The organism is Ralstonia sp. UNC404CL21Col (genome assembly GCF_000620465.1).
Taxonomy (GTDB): domain Bacteria; phylum Pseudomonadota; class Gammaproteobacteria; order Burkholderiales; family Burkholderiaceae; genus Ralstonia; species Ralstonia flatus.
Map to the genome: position 1 here is coordinate 51,762 of NZ_JIBE01000009.1, position 23,565 is coordinate 75,326.

Annotated in this window: 24 protein-coding genes; 16 read left to right on the top strand and 8 right to left on the bottom strand. The window is 65.2% G+C overall.

The features are described 5' to 3' along the window. Positions 1-2: 2 nt before the first annotated feature. Positions 3-668 carry a response regulator transcription factor gene (locus N511_RS0117315; protein ID WP_027680433.1) on the bottom strand — a complete coding sequence of 222 codons (666 nt, stop codon included), beginning with the start codon at positions 666-668 and terminating at the stop codon, positions 3-5. A gap of 238 nt (positions 669-906) precedes the next feature. Here N511_RS0117315 and N511_RS0117320 point away from each other — a divergent pair, with 238 nt between their 5' ends. After that, positions 907-2,055 carry a cation diffusion facilitator family transporter gene (locus tag N511_RS0117320; RefSeq protein ID WP_027680434.1) on the top strand — a complete coding sequence of 383 codons (1,149 nt, stop codon included), beginning with the start codon at positions 907-909 and terminating at the stop codon, positions 2,053-2,055. A gap of 9 nt (positions 2,056-2,064) precedes the next feature. On the opposite strand, the gene N511_RS0117325 is transcribed toward N511_RS0117320, so the two are convergent. Next, entirely contained in the window at positions 2,065-3,279 is a 1,215-nt protein-coding gene (locus N511_RS0117325; protein WP_037027109.1) for a hypothetical protein, read from the bottom strand. A 272-nt stretch (positions 3,280-3,551) separates the two neighbouring features. Between N511_RS0117325 and N511_RS0117335 the strand changes: the two genes are divergently transcribed. From N511_RS0117335 to N511_RS0117350, 4 genes are all read left to right on the top strand, one after another. After that, positions 3,552-3,761 carry a hypothetical protein gene (locus N511_RS0117335; RefSeq protein WP_027680453.1) on the top strand — a complete coding sequence of 70 codons (210 nt, stop codon included), beginning with the start codon at positions 3,552-3,554 and terminating at the stop codon, positions 3,759-3,761. Between the two features lie 42 nt (positions 3,762-3,803). Next, on the top strand, positions 3,804-4,031 hold the full coding sequence (locus N511_RS0117340) for a hypothetical protein (RefSeq protein WP_015855793.1): 228 nt from the start codon (positions 3,804-3,806) through the stop codon (positions 4,029-4,031). Between the two features lie 335 nt (positions 4,032-4,366). Next, on the top strand, positions 4,367-4,789 hold the full coding sequence (locus N511_RS0117345; protein ID WP_012436616.1) for a hypothetical protein: 423 nt from the start codon (positions 4,367-4,369) through the stop codon (positions 4,787-4,789). A gap of 41 nt (positions 4,790-4,830) precedes the next feature. Beyond that, positions 4,831-5,220 carry a hypothetical protein gene (locus N511_RS0117350; protein ID WP_027680436.1) on the top strand — a complete coding sequence of 130 codons (390 nt, stop codon included), beginning with the start codon at positions 4,831-4,833 and terminating at the stop codon, positions 5,218-5,220. Between the two features lie 41 nt (positions 5,221-5,261). On the opposite strand, the gene N511_RS0117355 is transcribed toward N511_RS0117350, so the two are convergent. Further along, a complete protein-coding gene (locus tag N511_RS0117355; RefSeq protein ID WP_027680437.1) occupies positions 5,262-5,978 on the bottom strand; it encodes a glutathione S-transferase in 717 nt (238 codons plus the stop codon). A 119-nt stretch (positions 5,979-6,097) separates the two neighbouring features. On the opposite strand from N511_RS0117355, the gene N511_RS0117360 reads away from it, so the two are divergent. Continuing rightward, positions 6,098-7,351: an MFS transporter gene (locus N511_RS0117360; RefSeq protein ID WP_027680438.1), complete on the top strand. Its 1,254-nt coding sequence runs from the start codon at positions 6,098-6,100 to the stop codon at positions 7,349-7,351. Between the two features lie 66 nt (positions 7,352-7,417). Then, positions 7,418-9,691: a mechanosensitive ion channel family protein gene (locus N511_RS0117365; protein ID WP_027680439.1), complete on the top strand. Its 2,274-nt coding sequence runs from the start codon at positions 7,418-7,420 to the stop codon at positions 9,689-9,691. A gap of 280 nt (positions 9,692-9,971) precedes the next feature. On the opposite strand, the gene N511_RS0117370 is transcribed toward N511_RS0117365, so the two are convergent. Continuing rightward, on the bottom strand, positions 9,972-11,018 hold the full coding sequence (locus N511_RS0117370) for a porin (RefSeq protein WP_027680440.1): 1,047 nt from the start codon (positions 11,016-11,018) through the stop codon (positions 9,972-9,974). Positions 11,019-11,305: 287 nt separating this feature from the next. Here N511_RS0117370 and N511_RS0117375 point away from each other — a divergent pair, with 287 nt between their 5' ends. Then, positions 11,306-12,169 carry a MurR/RpiR family transcriptional regulator gene (locus tag N511_RS0117375; protein ID WP_027680441.1) on the top strand — a complete coding sequence of 288 codons (864 nt, stop codon included), beginning with the start codon at positions 11,306-11,308 and terminating at the stop codon, positions 12,167-12,169. Positions 12,170-12,240: 71 nt separating this feature from the next. Here the strand turns inward: N511_RS0117375 and N511_RS0117380 are convergent, their stop codons facing one another. Beyond that, on the bottom strand, positions 12,241-13,017 hold the full coding sequence (locus tag N511_RS0117380; RefSeq protein ID WP_027680442.1) for a PepSY-associated TM helix domain-containing protein: 777 nt from the start codon (positions 13,015-13,017) through the stop codon (positions 12,241-12,243). Between the two features lie 210 nt (positions 13,018-13,227). Here N511_RS0117380 and N511_RS0117385 point away from each other — a divergent pair, with 210 nt between their 5' ends. From N511_RS0117385 to N511_RS0117395, 4 genes are read left to right on the top strand one after another with little or no spacing between them, the layout of a single operon-like run. After that, the gene (locus N511_RS0117385; RefSeq protein WP_027680443.1) at positions 13,228-13,569 is read left to right on the top strand and encodes a hypothetical protein; all 342 of its coding nucleotides are present in this window, start codon (positions 13,228-13,230) and stop codon (positions 13,567-13,569) included. Positions 13,570-13,578: 9 nt separating this feature from the next. Then, entirely contained in the window at positions 13,579-14,199 is a 621-nt protein-coding gene (locus N511_RS0117390) for a hypothetical protein (protein ID WP_027680444.1), read from the top strand. After that, positions 14,196-14,819: a hypothetical protein gene (locus N511_RS25280; RefSeq protein WP_155954066.1), complete on the top strand. Its 624-nt coding sequence runs from the start codon at positions 14,196-14,198 to the stop codon at positions 14,817-14,819. The genes N511_RS0117390 and N511_RS25280 overlap by 4 nt, the downstream gene beginning before the upstream one ends. A 41-nt stretch (positions 14,820-14,860) precedes the next feature. Continuing rightward, positions 14,861-15,604, top strand: coding sequence for a hypothetical protein (locus N511_RS0117395; RefSeq protein ID WP_155954067.1), 744 nt, complete (start codon positions 14,861-14,863; stop codon positions 15,602-15,604). A 510-nt stretch (positions 15,605-16,114) separates the two neighbouring features. Here N511_RS0117395 and N511_RS0117400 read toward each other — a convergent pair. After that, a complete protein-coding gene (locus N511_RS0117400) occupies positions 16,115-17,077 on the bottom strand; it encodes a helix-turn-helix domain-containing protein (RefSeq protein ID WP_027680446.1) in 963 nt (320 codons plus the stop codon). A gap of 117 nt (positions 17,078-17,194) precedes the next feature. On the opposite strand from N511_RS0117400, the gene N511_RS0117405 reads away from it, so the two are divergent. After that, positions 17,195-18,115 carry an alpha/beta hydrolase family protein gene (locus tag N511_RS0117405; protein WP_027680447.1) on the top strand — a complete coding sequence of 307 codons (921 nt, stop codon included), beginning with the start codon at positions 17,195-17,197 and terminating at the stop codon, positions 18,113-18,115. Between the two features lie 12 nt (positions 18,116-18,127). Here the strand turns inward: N511_RS0117405 and N511_RS0117410 are convergent, their stop codons facing one another. Continuing rightward, a complete protein-coding gene (locus N511_RS0117410; RefSeq protein WP_037027112.1) occupies positions 18,128-18,925 on the bottom strand; it encodes a MipA/OmpV family protein in 798 nt (265 codons plus the stop codon). 202 nt (positions 18,926-19,127) lie between these two features. Between N511_RS0117410 and N511_RS0117415 the strand changes: the two genes are divergently transcribed. Both N511_RS0117415 and N511_RS0117420 read left to right on the top strand, forming a co-directional pair. Then, positions 19,128-19,859 (top strand): response regulator transcription factor, encoded by a 732-nt coding sequence (locus N511_RS0117415; protein WP_027680449.1) that lies wholly within the window; start codon positions 19,128-19,130, stop codon positions 19,857-19,859. Between the two features lie 3 nt (positions 19,860-19,862). Next, complete coding sequence (locus N511_RS0117420; protein ID WP_027680450.1) at positions 19,863-21,203, top strand: ATP-binding protein; 1,341 nt, start codon at positions 19,863-19,865, stop codon at positions 21,201-21,203. 29 nt (positions 21,204-21,232) lie between these two features. On the opposite strand, the gene N511_RS0117425 is transcribed toward N511_RS0117420, so the two are convergent. Next, positions 21,233-22,030: an AraC family transcriptional regulator gene (locus N511_RS0117425; RefSeq protein WP_027680451.1), complete on the bottom strand. Its 798-nt coding sequence runs from the start codon at positions 22,028-22,030 to the stop codon at positions 21,233-21,235. Between the two features lie 189 nt (positions 22,031-22,219). Here N511_RS0117425 and N511_RS0117430 point away from each other — a divergent pair, with 189 nt between their 5' ends. Further along, positions 22,220-23,404, top strand: coding sequence for an ABC transporter substrate-binding protein (locus tag N511_RS0117430; RefSeq protein ID WP_027680452.1), 1,185 nt, complete (start codon positions 22,220-22,222; stop codon positions 23,402-23,404). Positions 23,405-23,565: the final 161 nt, after the last annotated feature.

The window sequence follows — 23,565 nt, forward strand, 5'->3', positions numbered from 1 at the left end:
GCTCAGGCCTCGCCGCTGCCAAGCAGCCCGTGGCGCACGGCAAAATCGAACAGCGCCGCCTCGGTGCCGAGTTGCAGCTTGCGCATGGCGGCCTGCTTCTGTGCGCTGATGGTCTTGACGCTGCGGTTGAGTTGCACGGCAATCTCGCTGACCGTCTTGCCGGTCACGTACATGCGCAGCACTTCCAATTCGCGCTTGCCGAGCTTGTTGATCGGGTCGTCGGTGGGAAGCGGTTCGAGCGTGCGGCGGATCAGCTTGGCATCGAGTTGCGGCGAAAGGTAGATGCGGTCGGTCACCGCCGCCAGCATGCCTTCGAGGATGTGTCGCGGCTCGTCGGATTTGCTGACGATGACTTTGATACCCGCGCGCAGGATGTTGCTCACCAGGACGCGGGTCTCCAGCATGGTGAGCACCATCACGCGCAGATCGGGGTGGCGGCGCGCGAGAAATTCGAGCAGAAAGATGCCGTCGCCATAGCGGCTGCTTGGCATGGCGTAGTCGGTGATGGCGAGGTCGCAGCGCACGCGGCCCAGCACGGCGAGCAACTCATCGGCGTTGCCGGCTTCCCCCACCACCTCGAACCCTTCGACCGACGAGACGAGATGCCGCACGGCGGCCACCACGCCGGGGTGGTCATCTGCAATGACGAGTTGAATGGGGGTTTGCATGTCGACGTGTCTCCAGCGTGTAACGTGCGGCAACGTGTTTGCCGCATTGCTGAGAATCGCCGATGCAGAAAGCGCAGAACATCGGAAAAGTCTTATTAATGCGCCTCGATCTGCGCTCTTCTGGTGCAAATTTGTCGCAGCGCGTTGTGATCGTGGCCATCGGTTCGAACCGAATCGGCGCGTCACTGCGTGGCACAATGTTCGCGATGTCTTTCCCCGCCTCAGCACGCCGATTTCCATGACGCCCACATCCCCGACAACCCTTTCTGCGGCCGCGCGCCAGCAGAGCGCCGAACGCTCCACGCTGGTGAGCGCGGGCGTCAATTGCCTGCTCTCGGCGGGGCAGATCGCGGCGGGGCTGTGGTCACATTCGCAGGGTCTGGTGGCCGACGGGCTGCATACGCTGTCGGATTTGATTGCTGACGGCATCGTCTTCATTGCCAACCGCAACAGCCACAAGGGGCCGGATGAAGATCATCAGTACGGCCACGCGCGCTACGAGAACGCCGCGTCGCTGGGGCTCGGCCTGCTGCTGGTCGGGGCGGGCGCCGGCATGATCTGGGCGGCCGTGGAGAGCCTGCGCTCGCCGCAGGGGCCGGCACCGGTGCATGGGTTGGCGCTGGTGGTGGCGCTGATCGCGCTGGCCGCCAAGGAGGGGCTGTTCCGCTACATGCTCGCCGTGGCCAAGCGCATCAACTCACGCATGCTGATTGCGAATGCGTGGCATGCGCGTTCCGATGCGGTGTCGTCGCTGGTGGCGGCCGTCGGCGTGGCGGGCAACCTGATGGGCTATCACTGGCTCGACCCGCTGGCCGCCTGTGTCGTCGGGCTGATGATCGGCCGTGTGGGCGTGCGCTTCGGCTGGGAAGCGCTCAATGACCTGATGGACCGCGCTTTGCCGCCCGCGCAGGTGGAGGCCATTCGCGCCAGCCTCGAGGCCACGCCGGGCGTGATCAACGTGCACGACCTGCGCACGCGCGTGACCGGAGACCAGGCATTGGTGGACGCGCATATCGAGGTGGATCCGCGCGTCTCCGTGAGCGAGGGCCATGCGATTGCCGTGCGGGCTCGCACCAACGCGCTGACGGCACATACCGCCATGGCCGTACTCGATGTGCAGATTCACGTCGACCCGCGCGAGCACATCGCGACCGACCCCGTGCCGCTGCCCGACCGCGATGCGTTGCACGCCGTGCTGGCACAACTGCTGCCGCCCGGCACGCCGCTCGACGCGCGCCACTGCGTGCTGCATTACGTCGATGGGGCGGTGGAGGTCGACCTGGTCTTGCCACCGGCGCTGGCCGGCGAACTCCGCCGCATTGCCGATGCCGTCCACGCGCGGTGGGATGGTCTCGTGCGCCTGCGCGTGCTTGTTACCGACGCTTGAGCTTTCGCGCTAGCGGCATTGATCGACCGCATTGGCGGGCTGCGTTTTTGCAGGGTCGAAGTGCACTTGCTCCAGCCCCTTTTCCGTCAGCGACATCCAGTCGATTGCGCCCGACGTGCGGAGCAAACCGGTGCTGCCCACCGGGCGCCACTGCACGCGCTTGCCGTCGGTATTCAGCAGCGTGGCCGATAGCGTGAGCGAATCCGGCCCCGCCTGCAGTTGCAGCAGGCGGCCATCGGCGGCGGGCGTATAGGCGGTGTTCTGGTTGACGGTGATGCCCGCTTCGCGCACCGTTGCCGGCATGCAGGTAATGGACGCGCGCACCTTGCCCGTGGTGTCGATCAAATCGGCAAAGCCGTTGCCTTTGGCCACGCCCACCAGCAGGTACCGCTCAATCGCCGGCATCCACGTGACGTTGTAGGTGTAGTACTGCAGATGCTTGTGCAGCAGTTGCTCGCCCGTCACGCGTCCGCTGACCGGGTCAAAGACGGCGATCTTCAGATTGGCTTCGGTCTGGCCCGGCACGAACTGCTGCCAGGCCAGCAGCGCGTTGGTGCTGCCGCCTGCCACCATGGGCCACCATTCGCGCCGGCCATCGGCAACATCGACGTTGTGCAGGCGGCGTCCGCGCCCGTCGTAGACCTTCAGGTAGACGCCGTTGCCGCTGCCGAGGTTGTCGACCCCGCCGCCGGTGACCCAGCCGTCGGAATAGAACACCACGAAGCGGTCGCCCACGGCCGTGATATGGCCGGAGTGCCCACCGGATTCCACCTGTTGCGGATACGGTTTGATGGGCCGCAGCGCGGCGTCGTAGATGCCGAAGCGCTGGTTCACGTTTTCCGGCGCATTCCAGCCGTCTTCAAACGACACCATCACCTGGCCCGCGCGGTTGCGGGCCACCGTCACGGGCTCCTGCGCTTCGGGCTTCTGAATGAAGACGCGCGGGGCATCGAGCACACCCGTGTCGGCATGCCACTGCGCGACATAGACATCGTGCGGCCAGCTTCCGCTGTGATCGGCGCCGCGCGGAGGCAGACCCGAGCTGCTGAAGAACACGTTGAAGGTGTTGGCCGTTGCGCCGGGCACTGCGCCGATGCCATGCATGTATTGACGCGGGTCCGGCGCCCCGGCGGTGGCGACGGCGGGCAGGGCCAGCGCGCACGCGAGGGCCAGCACGGTACGGCGCAGCAAAGACAGTCGAGACACGTGACGTTCCATCTTCATCGTTAGCTAGGTGGCGGTTTCAGAACCGAATTGGGCCACAGGCACCCGCTGAAGTTGCTGCGCGAATGGGGGAAGCCGTTTGGCGGAGTCGCGGCGGGTGGCAGCCCATCCGGGGCAACCGGTTTACCCCCCGCCGCGGCAATCAAGTTTCAGTTCCGTGTGCCGTTCTTCACAAGCAAGAGCGGAACCCATTCCGCCAATCCCTTCCCAGCGCGGCCAGAGTGGGCACAAGCCCGCCGCCCACCGCGCCAGACCGACCCGACGAGAACAACATGACCCAGCGACTCGACGCCCGATGGCGAAGCGAAGTGACGGAGGCTCTACGTACCGTGGAGGCGCAGTTCGGCGTGGCACCGCAAAGCCTGCCGCGCGACGCGCTGATCGCGGCCCTGACCGACGCGATCTGGGCACAGCGTGCCGCCTATGCGCAGGTGCGCCAGACGCTGGTTGCGTGTCCTGAGCTGGCAGACGAATCAATGTAACGGCGTGCCCGGTGCCGCCGCTGTTTTCAAGAAGGTGATGTGATGCGGTACTGCGGTTCGCTGGATCTGGACCATCTGCTGCGCCAGCCGTTTGGCCTCCTGGGCCGCCTGGTGCGCGATGAAGACTCGGGGCAGCCCCTGCCTCCAGTGGAAGTGGCCGCCCGCGCGGTGTTGCTGCGCGCTGCCGGCTACGAGGTGATGCCCACCTGTGGGCACCATGACCGACGTGGTTTCTGTCTCGGCCATGCGGACCGGATCATCGGGATGTAGGCGCCGCGCCTACGACGCATGCGCCACGTGCGCGCAGCCTTGCGCACACGCTGTTGCGAACGCGCATCAGGCGTTGTAAAAACGGTGCGCGCGCGTGGTGCCTGAAGCACCTGTAAAGCGTTGACTGGCGCACCTTTGCGGGCAATCCGTTGCCAAAAAGCAAACGGTAAAAATGACTTACATTCCGGTCCTTTTTCGGCCCATGGTTCTGGTGCATCCTGAACCAAGATAGATCGCACGGATGGCAGATGTGCGACGTCGGACGCAACGTCAAGCCGGAAGTCGGAAGTGAATCGAATCGGCGACGCCTGCAATCTGGGGTCAGGGGAAACAACATGAAGACGCAATATCTCAGCAAGCAAGAAATCTACGACGGCGCAGTCCGTCATCTGTTCGGTCAGGGCGGCGCGGCCATCCTGCCGCGCGGCGGCGCTGCGTACCACGGCCAGGGCGGTCGCTGCTGCCCCATCGGCAACCTGATCGGCGTGCGCGACTACACGACATCGATGGAAAGCGTGCCGGTGCGCTACATCCTCAAGCCCACCAACGAGATTCCGCGCTACATGGATGCCGGCGTCATCGCGTTGCGCCGTGCGCTCAAGCGTGCGCGCATCGACGTGGACGACCGCGACACCGTGGAGCTGCTCTCCAAGCTGCAGAACGCGCATGACGTGTTCGGCACGTGGGAGTGGAAGGAACGCCTGCAGTCGATCGCACGCCAATTCGGCCTGAGCGGCGCTCTCGTCGATACATTCTGACCGACCGGCCGGTCACAGATCACCCTAAAGAAGGTGACGCCATGAAAGGGAAGGGGACGTTCCTCGCCATCGAGGACATTTTTGAACGCGTGCGCGCACACCTGCTCGCACAGCAATGCCGCTCTGAAGACGCCGACGGCGAGCCGCGCTACCGCGGCCTCGACAACCGCCGCTGCGGGGTCGGCATTCTGATCGACGATGCGTTCTATTGCAGCGCCATCGAGCGCCTGGGCGTGAGCCTGCTGCGCGTGCCGAGCGAGGATCCGCTCGCGCGTGCGCTGCGCAGCTCCGGCGTGAATGTCGACGACGATCAGGTGGTGGATCTGTTGATCGATCTGCAGGACATCCACGATCTGGCGGCCATCGAAAGCTGGCCCGCGGCGCTAGAAGACATCCGGCGCCGATTGCTCGCTACGCCGCTGGCAGCCTGAACGACGCATCCACCGCGAACCCGGCCCTGCGCCGGGTTTCGTCATTTCAGCGCGTCGAGTTCCGGATAGTGGCGGAAGATGCCCATCGTGTTGAACGGAATGCGACGCGGCGATTCCAGATACGCCGCGATGTTCGGCTGCGCCGCCACGCGGTCATGCAGCGCCGCCAGATGCGGCAAGTCGCGTTCGTAGCGCTGCATGTGGCGCGGGAACGCGTAGCGCAGCCCGGCCACGATTTGGAACAGCGACAAATCCACATACGTCAGCGCATCGCGCACGGCCCATGTCGGGCCGGCGGGGTTGCGGTCGAGCACGCGCTCGAAGTAATGCAGGAACTTGGGCGCGCGATTGTCGAGAAAATCCTGTGTGCGGCGCTTGGCCTCGGCGCGCTGGTCTTCGTAGTACTCGCACGACGCGATGGGGTGGTGCGTGTCGTGAATCTCCACCACGAAATCGGCAATCGTCAGTTGCAGGCCGTGCGTCCACAGGCCGCCGGCTTCGTCGTGCGGGGCCAGGCCGTAGTGCTGGCCCAGATAAAGCAGGATGTTGGCCGTCTGTGCGATCACCAGCTGGCCGGCCACCAGGAATGGCGGCGCGAACGGCGGCGTGGGAATGCCGGCATCGTCGAGAAACGCTTCGATGGCGGCTTCATCTTCGCGGCCGAGATCGGTATAGGGCACGGCGGCCTGCTCCAGCGCGAGCCGGACGAATTCGCCGCGGCCCTGGATTTCGGGCCAGTAATAGAGCGTGGTTTCCATGGTCGGGCGGGGGAAACAAGGTGATGGCTGCGAAGCAAGGCGGATGCCGCATCGCAGCAGGAACGATGCCTGCGAACGATAATAGGCGCTTGCCTCTGCGCCTGTTCCAACCGCCCGCCGTGAACGCTCCGCTTTCTTCTTCGCCCGCCATCGAGCCCGCCGATCCGTCGCGCTGGCTGGTCCGTGGCCATCCCGGTTATCTGCGCGCCAATCTGGCGCTGTTCGCGGCGGGCTTTTCGACGTTCTCGCTGCTGTATTGCGTGCAGCCGCTCATGCCGCTGCTGGCGCACGACTTTGGCCTCACGCCCGCGCAGACAAGCCTGGTGCTGTCCGTATCGACGCTGCTGCTGGCCTTTGCGATCCTGTTTGCGGGGCTGCTGTCGGAGTCGATCCATCGCAAGACGCTGATGGGCGTGTCGCTCGTGCTCTCGTCGGCGCTCACATTGGCGGCGGCGGTGCTGCCGGGCTGGCACGGGTTGTTGGCCACGCGGGCCTTGCTGGGTGTGGTGCTGGGCGGCGTGCCGGCGGTGGCCATGGCGTATCTGGCCGAAGAAGTGCATCCGCAGGGGCTGGGCATGGCGATGGGCCTGTACGTCGGCGGCACCGCATTCGGCGGCATGGCGGGGCGCGTGCTGACCGGCGCCGTGGCCGACCATTTCGGTTGGCGCGCCGCCATCGGCTTTACCGGCATGCTGGGTTTGCTCGCGGCGCTGGCCTTTCTGTGGCTGCTGCCGCCGTCACGCCGGTTTGTGCCGCGCAAGGGCGTGGCGCTGGGCGACCTGTTCGACACGCTGGGCGCCCATCTGCGCGAGCCGGGCCTGCGCGCGCTGTTCGCCATGGGCTTTCTGCTGATGGGCGGCTTCGTCACCATTTACAACTACGCGAGCTTCCACTTGCTCGACGCGCCCTACGCCCTCAGCCAGACGGCGGTGGGCGGCATCTTCATGGTGTATCTGCTGGGCATTGGCGCCTCTGCATGGTTCGGCCGATTGGCGGATCGCCATGGCCGGGGCCGCATGCTGCTGGCGGGCACAGCGCTGATGTCGACGGGCGTGCTGATGACGTTGGCAGGCCCGCTGGTGCTGGTGATTGGCGGCATCGCGCTGCTGACCTTCGGTTTTTTTGGCGCGCACGCGGTGGCCAGCGGCTGGGTCGGGCGCCGCGCGCAGCGTGCCAAGGGGCAGGCCGCGGCGTTGTATTTGCTGGCGTATTACCTGGGCTCCAGCCTGATCGGCACGACAGGCGGCAAGCTCTATGCGCCGTGGGGCTGGCCCGGCGTGGTGACGTTGGTGATGGGCTGCATGGCCTGTGCGCTGGGCACGGCGGCCTGGCTCTGGCGGCGGGCTCCGATGCCGCCGGGCGCCAAGCGCTGAGGTTGTGCGCCCCGGGAATTCGCGTATCGTGCCGTGATCGATGTCTGCACGATCGCTTTCCCTGTCATGCGTACTCATTTCCTGTTCTGCACGCGGCGACTGTGGCCGCTCGCATCGTTCCTGTTTCTGCTGATGGCAGGCGTGGCCCACATGGCCGATGCCGCGCCGGTGTCGTTTGCCAAGCTGGCCGGGCTGCAGACTTCCACCGCCAGTGCATCGGCGCCGGCGGCGGACCCCGTGCAGACGCGCCAGTCGCTCGACACCGTCATCACGCTGCTCAACAACGACCAGCAGCGCACGGCCCTCGTCAATGAACTGAAGCAGCTGCGCGATGGCATGAGCGCGCAGCAGAAGGTACAGGCCGAACAGGCGCCGGGCCTGTTGGGCGCGGTGGCGTCCCTCATCGAGAACGGCTCCTTGCAGGCCGATGTGGAGGCCGGTGCGCCGCGCTACTGGCTGCGCCGCATCGAAGCCGCCAGCGGTAACGCGAGCCTGCTCGTCGCGCCCGAGCGGCGCATGCCGCTGGTTGCCGACTTTGCGAGCACCGTTGGCATCTGGGCCGCCATCGCCGCTGGCCTGCTGGGCCTGGGCTGGCTGATCCGCCGCGTGTTTGGCCTCACCGCGGGCCTCGGGCCGCATCCGACTACGCGCGCGCTGTTGATCGATGCGCTGCGCAAGATCGGCCCGTGGGCGATTTCCTTTGCCGTCATCATGCGGCTTGACCGAGACGCGTCGCCGGGTTTTGTGCTGGCGCTGGTGCTGGCCTACGCCATCGTGTGGGGCGCGATCATCACGGCGGGCGTGGCGATGCTGTTCTCGCTGTTTTCCGGCAGTGCGCACCGGCGCGTGGCGGTGGAATATCTGTTCAAGCGCGGCATGTGGCCGATCTTTCTGACGGCCAGCCTGGGCGCCTGCGGCGATGCGCTGGTCGATCCGCGCGTCGCGTTGGTGCTGGGCGGCTCGCTCAGTCTGCTGCTGGCCACGGTGTGCAACGTGGTGTCTTCGTTGATGCTGGCGGTGGGCGCGTTGTGGGCGCGGCGGCCCATCGGCCAGTTGATCGCCAATCGTCCGCTGGAGCTGCGCAGCGGCGAACACACGGGCAACCAGGTCCGCCGGCTGCTGGCGGCGTTCTGGCCGGTGCCGGTGCTGGTGCTGGCCGGCGCCACCGTCATGGCCACGTTGACGACGCCCGATAACGTTGACGTTGTGGCACGCCGTGCCGTGATGACGTCGCTGTTGCTGGTGGCGGCGTTCTTTCTGTCGGCGCTGGTCCGCCCCCGCGCGAACTGGCGCTCGCATCTACGTCTGGCGCGCAGCTCGCCTTATCTCGAGCGGCTCAAGCATTTCGTCGGTGCGCTGATCAAGCTCGTCATCTGGATCGCCTTTCTCGAACTGGTGCTGCGCGTGTGGGGCCACACGCTGGTGGAGGTCGCGCACAGTTCGGTCAACGGCAAGCGCATCGCCGATGCCTTGGTGGGCCTGATCGGCACCGTGTTTGCCACCTGGCTGGTCTGGATCCTGCTCGACACGGCGATCCTGCGAGCGCTGTCGCCGGCGTCGGCGCGGGCGCAGCCGAGCACGCGCGCGCTCACGATCCTGCCGCTGCTGCGCAATGGTCTGAAGGTGACGCTGGTGGTGACGGCCAGCATTGGCGTGCTGGCCAACCTGGGCGTGAACGTGACGCCGCTGGTGGCCGGCGCCGGCGTGATCGGCCTGGCGGTGGGCTTTGGCGCGCAGTCGCTGGCGCAGGATTTCATTACCGGCATCTTCATCCTGATGGAAGACACGATCAGCGTGGGCGACGTGGTGGACGTGGGGGTGGCCACGGGCTCCGTCATCAACCTGACCATTCGCACCGTGCGGCTGCGCGATGGCACGGGCGCGGTGCTGTCGATTCCGTTCAGCCAGATCAAGACCGTGCGCAACCTCTCGCGCGATTACTCGTTTGCCGACTTTGAAGTGCGCGTGGCGATGGAGGCCGAACCGCAACAGGCGATCGATCTGGTACGCGCGGCGGCCGACCAGATTGCGGGTGAGCCGCGCTTTGGCTACACGTTGCTCGGCGGTGCGGAAATCTTCGGTCTGGATCGCTTTGAAGGTGGCGCGATGATCGTCAAGGGGCGGTTCAAGACGCGTCCGCAGAAGCAGGCGGATGTGCTGCGGGCGTTCAACGTTGTGCTCAAGGATACGTTTGACAAGGCGGGTGTGCCGCTGGCGGCGCCGGGGACGGTGTTGCGGACTTCTGCGGCGTTGGAGGCGTGGATGACGCGGATTGGTGGGTCGGATGAGCGGAAGGTGCCGCCTACGGCCGAGCCACCCGCTGCGGGGGCGCCGGCTTAAAGGTGTGTTGCTGGTCCATCCCGCGTATCGTCCCCTGCCGGGGCCGACTCACTTTCTTTGTCTTGCCAAAGAAAGTAAGCAAAGAAAGGCGCGCCCGAGATGGCGAAAGATTCCTTGAATTTATGTAACCGTGCGGAGAAGGAGGCAAACTCGCTGCGCTCAGACAGGCCTCCTTCTTTTTTCCGCCCGCTTACAGCAATTCAAGGCGCCATCTAGGGCAGGGAAAGTCAAAGGCCAAACCGGCTGGGCGCGGGTGTTGGCGCCCAGGCCGTGTCTCGTTTTAGAAGCCGTGGCGCATGCCGACCATGACGCCGGTTTGCGAGGCTTTCGGCAGTGCGGCTGCCAGGACGGTGCCGGCGTCTTTCTGGTGGGTGTAGTCCATGCCGACGTACAGCCACGTGCGCTTGCTGACCACGTAATTCATGATCGCGTAGGCGGTGTAGCGCAGGCCGTCGGGGTCGCGCTGGCGCGTGGCCATGCCGCCCACCACGAGGTTGTACTGACCGCTGAAGTCGTACTTCACGCCGCCGAGGACGAGGTCGTTCTTGGTGGGCGTGCCGTCGCGGTAGTTGATGTAGCCGAGCATCAGTTTGGCCGGGCCGACCTGCACGCTGCCGCCGGTGGTCCACGTGCGGGTGCCGACCGATTGCAGGTCTTTCTGCTGCTCCCACGCGCCGCCGAACGCGAACGGGCCGCTGGCGTAGTTGAGCGACAGCGCGCTGTAGTTGCCTGCAGAGAACGCGCCCGCCTGTTCGCCCATGCCGACCATCACGCCCGGGCGCCAGCCGTTGAAATCGCCCACGTACTTGACCGAGTTGTCGATGCGCACGCCGGTGGCGGTGACGTGCCACGCCGTTGCGCCGAGGTTGCCGATGGAGAGCGCGTCGTATTGGCCGGCCGTGTTGAAGACGAGGTTCTCCTGCCGGCCGAACGTGAGCGAGCCGAACCCGCCTTCCAAGCCGACATACGCCTGGCGCCCGAACAGGCGCGAGGTGGCGGGCGTGGTCGGTTTGTAGCCGCCCAGGCCCATGTCGTTGGTGGAGCCCACGCCGGTGTCCGGGGCGAAACCGCTGACCAGATGAAACACGGCCTTCAGGCCGTTGCCCAGGTCTTCCGAGCCGCGAATGCCGAAGCGGCTGCCGCTGTAGTAGCCGCCCGCCATCTCGGCCTTGCCGTGGCCGTCGGCGTCGTTGTTGGTGCTGTAGCGCAGGCCGGTTTCCATCACGCCGTACAGCGTGACGCTGGATTGCGCGTGCGCGGCGCCGCAGGCCAGCAGCGCCGACAGTGCAACGGCCGATAGCGGAATGGAACGGATCGAAGTGGTCATGTGGCTCCCTTATTGTCGTAACGACTGTTGTGTCGGCCGGAACGGGTTTTCCGGCCTGGCTCGGGGCCGACTCTCAGGCAAGTCTGCGCTGTAAGGGTTGAAGTTACGCATGCACCGGCAAAGCGCCGCACACGTCGCGCCGGTTGGGGCATTGCCCGCTGAAGGGGCATTGCGCGTAAACCGCGGGCTTACAGATTCTTGGGGGTTTTCCCTCGGCCAGGCGGCGCGGGGCAGGGCTGCCGCTACACTGGCGACGCTGATTTCCGTTTGCCGCCCACGTACCTGCCATGCCTTCGTTCTCCGTTCCGCTGCTCAACGCCCTGCGCGACCAGCTGGCCGCGCTCTCGCCGGCGCAGCAGGGCGTGGCGCGGTTGATCCTGGAAGCGCCGGAGCTGTCGCTCGAGCAATCCGTCGAGACACTGGCCGTGCGCGCCGGCGTGTCGATGCCGACCATCGTGCGGATGTGCCAGGCGCTCGGCTTTGAAGGCCTGCGCGAGTTCAAGGCCACGCTGGCCGCTGAACTCGCGCACGCGCAGCCGACGCTGCCGGGCCATGTCGGCCGGGCGGACCCGCCGGCGCTGGTCGCCAGCAAGGTCATCGATGGCGCCACGCGGGCGCTGGCCAAGCTGCGCGAATCGCTGTCCACCACGCAGGTTGACGCCGCCGCCGAACGCATTGCCCGCGCGCGCCGCGTCGATTGCTATGCGGCCGGCGCGGCCTCATCGTTCATGGCGAACGACATGCAGGCGCGGCTGATGCGGCTGGGGCTGGCGTCCAACGCCTACTTCGATGCGCATCTGCAACTCGTGTCGGCGGCCATGCTGGGCGCGTCCGACGTTGTGGTGGCGTTCTCGCACGTGGGGCGCATGCCGTATCTGCTCGAGTCGATCGCCTATGCGGCCGAGCAGGGCGCGTGCGTGATCGCCATCACCCAGGCGGGCACGCCGCTGGCCGAGCGCGCGCAGATCGCGCTGACGGTGGACGTGCTGGAAGATGCGGTGATGCGGGTCGGCACCGAGGCGTACCTCGTGCATCTGACCGTCATCGAGATCCTGATGACCTGCGTGGCGCAACGCCGCGACGAGATGGTGCGCTCGCGCATGCGGGCAATCCAGCGGCTGCTGACCGAGCGCAGCGTCGATCGCCCGTAAGCCGCGGCAACGAAGCCGCGAAGGCAAAAAAAATGGCGCCACGCGGGCGCCATCTACAACACATGCGGTGCTCAGAGCCGCGAGATCGCCAGCCCGATCGCCAGCAGACTTCCCAACCCGAAGATCGTCCAGCCGACCGTGCGGCGCTTGGTGGTCATCACCCACAGCCACAGGCCCGAGATCGACAGGAAGATCAGGCAGCCGGCCAGCGTATCCACCAGCAGAATCCACGGCACCGTCATGCCGACGCCCTTGTGCAGGTTCATCAGGGTGCCGAGGAAGCCGTTGTCGGTCTGGCGGATCGCTACCGAGCGGTTGCCGGCCCAGTATTCGGCCTGGATTTGCGTGGTGGCGCTGCCGAAGTTGAAGGTCCATTGCTCGGGCTGCATCAGGAGCTTGGCGGCCGGTTCGCGCGGTGCGTCGGCGTTCTTGCCGTCCGGGGCGCCTTCGCCTTTGGCCGGGCGCTCGGCCCAGGCCACGGGCTTGGCCTTCTCCACGCGCGTGCGGGTGGCCGGCTCCGGCGTGTTCAGCGTTTGCTGCAGCCATGCGGCCATCGCTTCGGGCGTGGCCGGCACGGGGTCGGGCAGGGCGATCTGCGTATTGATGCGCTGTTGCGCCACGGGCAGCTTCAACACCGCACGGTGGTTCAGCCAGATGCCCGACACGCCAAAGATCAGGCCCATCACGGCGCCCCACAGGCCGAACCAGCCATGCGTCTTGCGCAGCCAGCGGACGATCGTGGCGCGGCGGTTGGCCGGGTGTTCGGATTTGGCCTTGGCCGGGCGTGCATTGGCGGCCAGTTTGGCGGCGGGCTCAGCCGAAAGTGGAGGTTGGGACAGGTCGGTCATGAAGCACAAGGCGGCGCAAGGGCCGCCGGAGGGAGGCAAATCGACCGGCCAATATAGATGAGAATGATTCTCGTTGCAATCGGGTGCAGTTACAGCGTAATACGCTCCAACGCCCGCCACCGGCCTGTCAATTTGCGTTACGGCTCCAATATTTCGACTCACTGCTGACTAGAGTCCTTCTTCTACTTGATCCCAGAGAGGGAGACTTTGATGCGCGTGCTTCGAACTGTCTTAGCAGGCTGTGGCGTTCTGCTGTCCATCCAAATCGCCCATGCCAGCAATTACGCTTGCAGCGGCCAGATTCAATATTTGGGGCTGAGCGCGGACGGTGGCCTCCATGTCGACAATGGGCATGGGGTTTGGCGGGTATGCGAAGTCAACGCGAACACACAGGTGCAAGCAGCCGCTTGCAAGGGCTGGTATTCCTTGATGACAGTCGCACAGACCCGCAAATCGATTGTCGGCATCTACTTTTCCGACGGAAGAACCTGCGCTCAGTTGGGCAGTTGGGTGGCCTTGACACCGTACTTTGTTGACAACCGCGAGCAGTGAGCGCGAGGCATGAAAAATTCCTCAGCTCTCTTGGCGATATTGCTGACTAGCGCTATCGCCGTGTCTCCTGCTGTGGCACAGCAGATCGGCCCCCAAGACGACGACCTGCTCGACGTGCCGCTCATGGCCGTCGGGAAGCCCTCGACCTACCTGTCTTCGTTTGTCGCGCAGAGCTTTCCAGCAAAGAAGCTTCGCCTCGATCGGACTCACTCGGTTTCGCTCAAATTCCGTAATGCCGGTACGGCGACGTGGCGAGCCGGCGAAGTCGTCCTCGTAAATACCAGCGGCAATGAGTTTATTGCTAGCGCCGTGGGGTTGCCTGCCATGGTTCTGCCCGGTGCTGAAGTGCAGTTTGACTTTCAGGTAAGGGTGCCGTGCATATGGGAAGGTGTTTTCCCGATTCTTTGGTGCAAGAGTTTTCCGTTTCAGTATCAGCTTGCAAACAACGGTATTAGGTTCGGTGACCCATCTCCGTATATGTCTCACTTGTTTGAGAGTACTGATGAGGGCGGCGGGGGTGGTACACCAGCTCCAGAGCCTGGGATGATTGATTTGCCAGTGCCCGGCGGGCCACCGCCGAGCACTTTGCCAAAAATTGATCACCCGGTCTTGCTTAAGGATTTGAGATGAATTGCTCTCAAAGGCGCCGTTGGAAACACATTTTGATTGTCGGCGCGATTTCTTGCCTGCTATTGCCAGGAAGCGCGAGCGCGCTTTCTCAATTTAGTCGCGCTTGCCAATTCAGTAAAATACCCGAAACACTACAAGACGCTGCCCACCAACTTTTCATTCTGCTGGGAGCATCCAAGTCGACGTTCGGTCTTCCTTACAGGGTTGAAAAGAGAGACTACTGGATCAACGAGTCGATTACAGTTGATTGGCTGGAAGCTAGGTATTATCTATTTTCGGCATCGACGCCTTATATTTACACTAAAGCCAACGGGTTTGTGAAATACATAGATACAAGATATTCGCGTTGGGCGGCACAGCGTCCAAACGACGACATTCTTTCGGACAACAAACTACGCATTCTGATGGCCAATCGTGGGCTCCTATATAGCGCAAGAGCTGGTAGGCCGGATATATACGACAACATTGGTTACGATGCATACATTCACGGGCCGAGTATAAAGATGGACGTGGTTGGCGACCATTGGGTATATGACCCCAAAGAAGGCCGAAGTCGCCCGTTGCCGAGAACGCGGGCGCAGACCTGCAATCTCACCGAATGGGGGTTTGAACAGCGATGAGTCGCAGGTGGTGGATACTGGGAGCTATCGCTGCGGGGGCGGTGAGTATCGCTGTGGTAAAAGGCGGGAATTCGACAGCAGAGGTCGATACAGCAAGTTTAGCCAACATGGATTGTCTTAAAGATATCCAAGAGGGAGAAATTTGTTTCGAACAAAACCTTGATGAGAAAAAGAAGGTGCAGCTGATGGCGAATCGCACGCTGGACCCTCAAGGCTATTTCCGGTTGCGATCTGACGGTGTCGATGTTGTTCGATCCGCGAAGCGCGCAATGAAAAAAGACGCGAAGAACGATCGTGATGTAGCTGTGTCGGCGGAGGCCAAGCGTTGCACTTCAGGCGTTGCACACACGCTCGGCTTTATACGGGAATTTCCCGGGCGCTGGACATCCGTGAATGTGTTGCCGGATAAGACAGAGTTCGTGCTGATTCGTGACGATGTTTGGGCGGCTGGTGGCAAGCTTGGCGCGTACGCATTTCTGCACCGGTTTCGTGTGAAAGGGGCGCCCGCGAGCATTGTCTTGTCATATCCATCCGACACCGGCGCAGCCGTATGGCTGCTGAGTTGGGCGAAGGGAGGGGTGAGCTTTAGTGTCAATGTGCCCGACAACTTGGTATCGGGCAAACCTGAGCGGCCCGATGTTGAGGGCTTGCTGAAACTAGCTGAGGCGATCGACGACCGCTGCCATTGGCAGCGAGAAAAATTTGCGGGTATAGGGATTCCACTCAACCCCGATGGCTCATTGCCTGACCGCATTCCTGCCGCATCCATGCCGGACAGTCACTGACGGCCCATATGCGGGATGGACATAGCGCGACAGTGTTGCGCGCTCCAAGGTCCCGTGAGGCGTCATCGGCCGGATGGAGTTCGCGATGCACAACGTCGAGCCCCCGGGCAAAATCAACTTCGAAAAAATATCCATGAAAAAAACGTTGCTATTCGTTCGATCATCGAAGCTATGGCCGCTATCGCATCGGCTTCAGCGTTTTGCGGAGCCGCGACGGGAAAAGTGAACTACATTGCCGTGCGATCAGACATTACATATTTTTCCTTGAGCGCAACAAACCAAAGTCGACCGGTTTGTGCATCGCAAACCGATTACTACATGATCAAAGACAGAGGAACCTCTGTCGGAAAACAGCAAGTAGCGCTTCTCTTGACGGCGAAGGCGACAGATCGGGCGGTATCGGTGTTTGGGGCCAATCAATGTACGGTGTGGAGTGACGGTGAGGACGCCGATTCGGTAATGCTGCACTAATTTGGTTCGGTGGGACGTAGGCGACTGAGTTCTGAGGGCTTACAGCGTAATACGCTCCAACGCCCGCCGCGACGCTTCGTCCGCGGGATAGAAACACTCGATGCGCATCTCTTGCAGCCCGGCGTCGCGCGGTGTGCCCAGCGTGGTGAGCGTGGAGAACAGCGAGATCGTCAACCCGTCGCGCTGGAGTGAGATGGGCAGGAAGGGCGGCGGATCGCCGGCGTCCTGTGCGGGCGTAGCGTGGGCTGCCGGCGCATCCGCCGCATCGAACAGCGCCGGTTGCATCGCGCGGATGTCGTGCAGCAGCCGCTGCGTCGCCGGGTCGATGGCCTGCAGGGCCAGTTCCTGCCGCACGCGCCGGGCCAGGTAGCGGCCGACGGCATCGCGGTTGGCGATGGCCGGCCACAGCGCGGTCGGGTCGAATACCAGCTTCATCATGTTGACGGCACCCGGCGCGCCTTCGGACCGGTCGTCGCCGATGGCCCAGCGCATCAGGCGGCGATGCGCGGCATTGGCGTCGAGCACGTGCCAGAAACGGTCCAGCACGATGGCCGGATACGGCGCCTGCTTGTCGAGGATCAGCTTCACCGCGTGGCGCACCGCCTGCATCATCGGCGAGGTTTCATCGGCCGGCGTGGCGAGGCCCTGTTCGGAATAGGCCGGAGCGAAACCGGCGGCCAGCAGCATCTGGTTGCGATGGCGCAGCGGCACGTTCAGCTCCTCGGCCAGTTGCAGGATCATGTTGCGGCTGGGCGTTGCGCGGGCCGATTCCAGAAAGCTCACATGCCGCTGTGACACACCCGCCGCCAGGGCCAGCGCCAACTGGCTATAGCCGCGCCGCGTGCGCCAGAAACGCAGCAACTGCGGGAAGCGCGAGAGCGCCGCTTCAGGCGGCTCGATTGCCGCTTGGGCCGCTTGGGCGCCATGAGGGGCATGGGCGTCTTCAAGCATGAGGGTGTCTTCGTCGATGGACGAGGCGGGGACGGGCTTGGTGGGCGTCATGTCACCTATTGAAGCAGAGTCGGGTAGCTGCCGCGATTACCTGTCGCGTAATTGTGACCGCATCCTGCGCCGCCAATACTCGGTCCATCCCAACTTGATAGCCCGAGCGGAGTGCCCATGCAGCGCGAATCGATCGACTACCCCGCCGATGCCCTTCCCACTCGCGACGACCACGTCCGCACGGCCGACGGCTGGACGCTGCCAGTGACGGTCACCAGCCCCGGGCTGGGCGCGCACGGCACGGTGGTGATTTGCTCGGCGCTGGGCGTGCCGCGCCAGTTCTACGCGGCGTTTGCGCGGGCGCTGTGCCTGGCGGGCTGGCGTGTGGTGACGTTCGACTACCGCGGCATTGGCGAGGCGGCAGCAACCGGCCCGGGCGCGCCGCGCTTTGCGGATTGGGGCCGGTACGACATCGACGCGGTGCTGAAATGGGTGCACGACACGCTCGTCCCCGAGGGCTGCAGCGGCCACAGGCTGGTGGTGCTCGGTCACAGCGCGGGCGGGCAATTGGCGGGGCTGGCGCCGCACATCGTGCACGCCAATGCGCTGGTGCACGTGGCGGTGTCGCTGGCGAATGCACGGCTGTGGCCGTGGCGCGGGTTGCTGACGCGTCCGCAACTCGCGTGGCTGCTGCATGTGCGGATTCCCTTGGCGGTGGCGCGCGTGCGCGGCGGCATGCTGCCGCTGGCGGCCGTCGGCATGGGGCCGATGTCAATTCCGGCCGCCATCCTTGGCGATTGGGCGCGTCTTGCCCGCCGGCGGGGCTATCTCTTTGCGCCCGGCGCGGGGCTCGATACGTCGCGTTACCCGAGGCTGGCCGTTCCGCTGCTCGCCTGGGGTTTTGACGATGACCCGATGGCGCCGGCCCACGCCATCGATGCGCTCATCGCGCAGTTTCCCGCCGCGCGCGTCACGCGCCGCCAGGTGAGCGGCGCGGCGCTCGGTGCCAAGGGCGTCGGCCACATGGGCTTCTTCCGCGCATCGTCCGGCGCGCCGTGGTGGCGCGAAACCGTGGCGTGGCTGGACGCCCTCGCTTGATTGGCGGCCCGATCAGAACGTGTAGACGAGGCCTGTGCCGCCGAAGTAGCTCTGCTTGTTCTGCACGATCGGGCTCTTGGCCGCGTTGCCCAGCAGGCGCGAGGTGCCCACCGCCGTCTGCACCGCCCAGTGGCGCGAGAACGTATGCGTCCAGGCCACCGTGAGCGTGGCCGCCTGCAGGCCGCTGCTCGCGCTGTACTCGGCAAAGCCGCTGTTGGCCGATTGCTGCGGCGTCACCCCGAAGTACGTCTGCATGTACTTGCTCGAGCCGAAATGCAGGCTCGGGCTCACGGTGATCTTGTCGCTGCCCCAGCTCACGACCGGCGCGGCCACGTCAATGTGGCCCGACCAGCCGCGCTCGCGGTTCGTGATGGGCACTTCCAGCGTGGCGCTGCCCGTGGTGTCGCCGATCAGCTTGCCGCCCACCGTGAACACGCCCAGCAGCGATCCCTTGACGGTGCCCATGCCCTTGAGGTGATCCGAGCCGGGGCGGCCGTAGCGGTTGGTGTCGGAGCGGCCCGGGTCGTACGACAGCGCGGCCGAGGCGAACATGCCGTTCAGGAAGCGGAGGGCATAGCCTGCGCCGCCCTGCGTCGGGTCGATGAACCAGCCGTTGCCGAAATCTGCCCGGAAGCCGGGGCCGGCCGTCACGGTGTACTCCTTGCTGCCCTGGTAGCGCGGCGCCACGCCCGCGTTGAGCGACAGGGAATACGACGATTCATCGGCATACACCGAAGACGGCGACAGCCACATGCCGGAGAGCACGGCCAGATAAGCGACGGAAAACCGGGGGGAGAGACGATTGAGCACGTAGGACCTCTTGTTGGACCTCTTGAGAGAGAGCCCGCAGTCTGGCGAGATGCCACGCGCACGTCTGTCTGGAAATTGCCGGGAAGTTGTGCGCAATTGTGCGCGAGTGTCTGCAAGTTTCTCCGCCCCATCCGCTCGCAAGGCCGGCGCCGTACACTGCGCGCCAACACAAGAAGAAACGGGGGTACGGGCGATGACCGCGATGACCGACGCGCCGCTCAAGACCAAGGTGTTGCTGATCGAAGATGACGACCGCCTCGCGCAGCTTGTCGGCGAATACCTGGGCAACTATGAATTTGCAGTGGAAGTGGTGCGCCGCGGCGACATTGCCGTGGCCGCCGTGCGTGAACACCAGCCCGCGCTGGTGATTCTCGACCTGATGCTGCCGCACATGGACGGCATGGAAGTGTGCCGGCGCATCCGCGCGTTCTCGCGCGTGCCGGTGCTGATCCTGACCGCGCGTGTCGACACGTACGACCAGGTGGCCGGGCTGGAAATCGGCGCCGACGACTACGTGCTCAAGCCCATCGAGCCGCGCTTGCTGGTCGCCCGGGCTCGCGCGCTGCTGCGCCGTTCGACGCCTGTCATGTCGACGTCCGAGCCGGTGGCGCCGCGCGACGACACGCTCGTCTTCGGCGAACTTTCCATCTCGCCGCCCAACCGCACCGTGACGTGGCGCGGCCAGCCGGTCGACCTCAAGACGGCCGAGTTCAACCTGCTGCTGATCCTGGCGCGCGCGGCCGGCACCGTGCTCAGCCGCGACGACATCCTCAAGCAGTTGCGCGGCATCGAATTCGACGGCCTGGACCGGACCGTCGACTCGGGCATCTCGCGCCTGCGCCGCCGCTTTGGCGATGCCTCGCCCGAGCCGCACAAGATCAAGACAATCTGGGGACGCGGTTATCTGTTCAGCCCCTCGGCGTGGGAGGACTGAAGCGTGCTCAAGTCGTTACTGAAGCTGTATGCGATGGTCGTGGTGGCGGCCGCGCTCGCGCTGATCGGCGTGAACAAGTCGTTCGTGTGGATGTTCCACGACACGCTCACGCACGGCGAGCGCGAGGTGCGCAAGGGCTACGCCTTCGTGCTACAGGAGTATCTGGACCGCGCCGACCTCACTGGCCCCGCGGGCCGCGATGCCGCCATCGCGCGCCTGAACAAGAACGCCTGGGAGAAGTTCGACATCGTCGATCCGGACACCGTACCGAATTTCTCCGCGCAGCAACGGCGCGATCTTGCCGACAAGAAGCTTGTGCTGATGACCAACGGCAAGGATTACTACCTGCCGCTGCGCGACGGCACCGTGCTGCACGCTTACAGCGCTGATATGGACTACCTCGGCATCCAGCTCATGGCCTACGCGCTGATCGCCATTGCCGCGCTGCTGCCGCTGCTGCTCTGGGTCTGGATGCATTGGCGCGACCTGCGTGTGCTGGAAGACGCCGCGCGCGGCTTTGGGGCCGGCAACCTGGGGACGCGCGCCAATCTGCGCAGACGCTCGAACGTGTATGCGCTGGCGCGCCAGTTCGACGAGATGGCCGAGCGCATCCAGGGCTCGATCCAGCACCAGCGCGAGATGATGAACGGCATCTCGCATGAGCTGAAGACGCCGATTGCGCGGCTCGAATTCGGCATCGCGCTGCTGCAGTCGCCGCCGCCGTCGCCGGCGCCCTCGCCGTCCTCGCCGTCGTCAGAAACGCAGCACAACCTGCGGCTCGATGCGCTGCGCCGCGACGTGCGTGAACTCGATGAACTGGTGAGCGAATTGCTGGCGTTGAGCCGCCTGGAGCAGGGCGCCACACACCTTGTGCTGATGCGCGTCGCGGTGGACGAGTGGCTCGACAGCGTGGTCGCCAGCGTTGCCAATGACGTGGCCGACCGCCAGCTCACCCTGGCCGTGCATGCCGAGGGCGCTCCGGTGCACCACGTCTGCGACCCGCGCCTGCTGGCGCGTGCGCTGCTCAACCTGATTCGCAACGCTGCGCGCTACGCCCGCAATACGATCACCATCCGCGCTGAAGCGGGGCCTTCGGGGGCGCTGCGCCTGACGGTGGAAGACGATGGCCCCGGCATTCCCGAGCCGGATCGCGCGCGCGTGTTCGAGCCTTTCCTGCGCCTGGACGCCAGCCGCGACCGCCACACCGGCGGCTTCGGCCTGGGGCTGGCGATCGTGCGGCGTATTGCGCTCGTGCATGGCGGTGACGTCCGCCTCGATGCCGGTGCGGCAGGCGGAGCGCGGTTTGCGGTGCTGTTGCCGGCGATGACGATCCCGCCGCTGTAGGCGCAGCAGTTCGGGGCGTTGTAGGCGCGCTAAGCGTCTTCGCCGCCCGGTCGATGCAGAAACGCGCTCGGGCTGCTGCCGAACGCCCGGCGGAACATCGCAGAGAACGCGCTCTGGCTGTTGTAGCCCAGCTCCTGCGCCACGCGGGACAGCGGCATCCCTTGCGACATCATCGGGATGGCACTGGCGAGCACGGCCTGCTGGCGCCACTGCGAAAAGCTCACGCCCAGTTCGTCCCGGAAGCGGCGCGCCAGTGTGCGGGCGCTGGCACCGACGTCGCGGGCGAGGGCGTCGAAGGTGAGCGAGGTGCCGGGGTCGGCCATCACGCGTTCGCACAGGGCGCGCAGGCGCTTGTCGGCGGGCATGGGCAGATCCAGCGGCAGCGGGGCGCTGCGGCGCAGCTCATCGAGGATCAGCGTGGCCAGCGCCTGCTCGCGCGCGGCGGGCAGCGGCTGGCGGACGTCCATCGCGGCAATCAGCTCGCGCAGCAGCGGCGACACCTCCATCACGCGGCACTGCGCGAGCGTGCCCGTCACCACGGACGGGTCGGCATACAGCGTACGCAGGAAGGCGGCCTCGACCACCCACACCTCGTGTTCGATGCCGGGCGGAATCCAGATCGCCCGCGAAGGCGGCACCACCCAGGCGGTGTCGCCGGCCTGCACGCGCAGCACGCTGTTGTGGCTATACGCCACCTGCGCCCACGGATGCGTGTGGCGCGGGAAGCGCGTGTTGGCCTCCATCTGCCGGGTGTAGAGCCGCACCGGATGCGCCGCTGAGGGCGGTGTGCGGCCTTCGATATCGGTGGGCAGGAGGCGCTGTGGCATGGCGGGTTTGCGACAGAAACGGTCGGGCCAGTGTAAATGCGGCGCCAGGACTTGTCGAAGCCAGACGTCGATGGCAGGCTATCGCCCGGCGCCGATGATGTGGGGCGCCACACTAGAAAGCGGACTGCCGAAGCGGTCTCGACAAAAACGCCGTTGCCCACGAGGCACGCGGCGAAATGGGTGCGAACAATGCAAACGGGAAATCACACGCGTAGCCGGGGGGCGCGCGGGGCGATGGGATGGTTGCGGCCATGGGCTGCGCTTGCCACGTGTGTGGCATGCATGGCCGCGTTGACTACGCCAGCCGCCCACGCCGACATCAGCATCATCCAATCCTTGCCGCTGTCCGGCACCCAGGCCGCGACGGGGCGGGCGCTCAACGCCGGCGCACGGCTGTATTTCGACTGGCTCAACCTAGACGGCGGCATCAACGGCGAAACCATCCGCCTGGTCGCCCGCGACGACGAGCAGAAGGTCGAGCAGACCGTCCGCAACGTGCGCGACATGGCCAAGATCGACAACCCTGTGGCAGCGCTCACCGTGGTCGGCACCGCCAATGTGGAAGCGCTCATGCGCAACGGCGTGCTGGCCGAAGCCAATCTGCCGCTGGTCGGCCCCGCCACCGGTGCCTCCAGCATGACCGGCGATCCGCTGGTGTTTCCCATCAAGGCCAGCTACCAGCAAGAGATCGACAAGATGGTGGGCGCACTCGTCACCATCGGCGTCACGCGCATCGGCGTGCTGTATCAGGACGATGCGCTGGGCAAGGAGGTGCTGGCCGGCGTGGAACGCACGCTCCAGCCGTACAAACTCACGATTGGGGCCACGGCTTCGTACCCGCGCAATACGGCCTCGGTGAGCGCCGCGGTCGACAAGCTGCTCGGCGCCGATGTGCAGGCCGTCTTCCTGGGCGCCACGGCGGAGCCCGCCGCGCAGTTCATCAAGCAATACCGCGCGCGGGGCGGTGGGGCGCAGCTGCTTGGGCTGTCGTCGATTGATCCGGGCATCCTGCTCAAGGTGGCCGGCATCGACGCGGTGCGCGGCTATTCCCTCGCGCTCGTGATGCCCAACCCTGGCAAGGGCGTGAACCCCGTCATCCGCGAATTCAACCGCGCACGCGCGGCCGTCGGCGCCAAGGATGTCGAACTGTCATTCCGGGCGGTGGAAGGCTTTGTGGCGGCCAAGGTGCTGGCCGAAGCCGTGCGCCGCGCCGGCCCCAAGCCTACGCGCGACCAGGTGCGCCGGGAGCTGGCCCATCTGCGCAACTTCGATGTGGGTGGCGGATTTGTGGTGGATTTTTCCGACCGCACGCGTCCGGGCTCGCATTATGTGGAGTTGGGGGTGGTGGGGCCGAATGGGCTGGTGATTCAGTAGCGCTCGCGCTGCGATGATGGAGGTGGAAGTGGGAAGGGGCGGGGGTTCTTTGTTGGTGGTGCATCTCTTGTTTCATCCCCTGCCGGGGCTGACTCACTTTTCTTTGTCTTGCCAAAGAAAAGTAAGCAAAAGAAAGGCGCGCCCGAGATGGCGACTTCCCC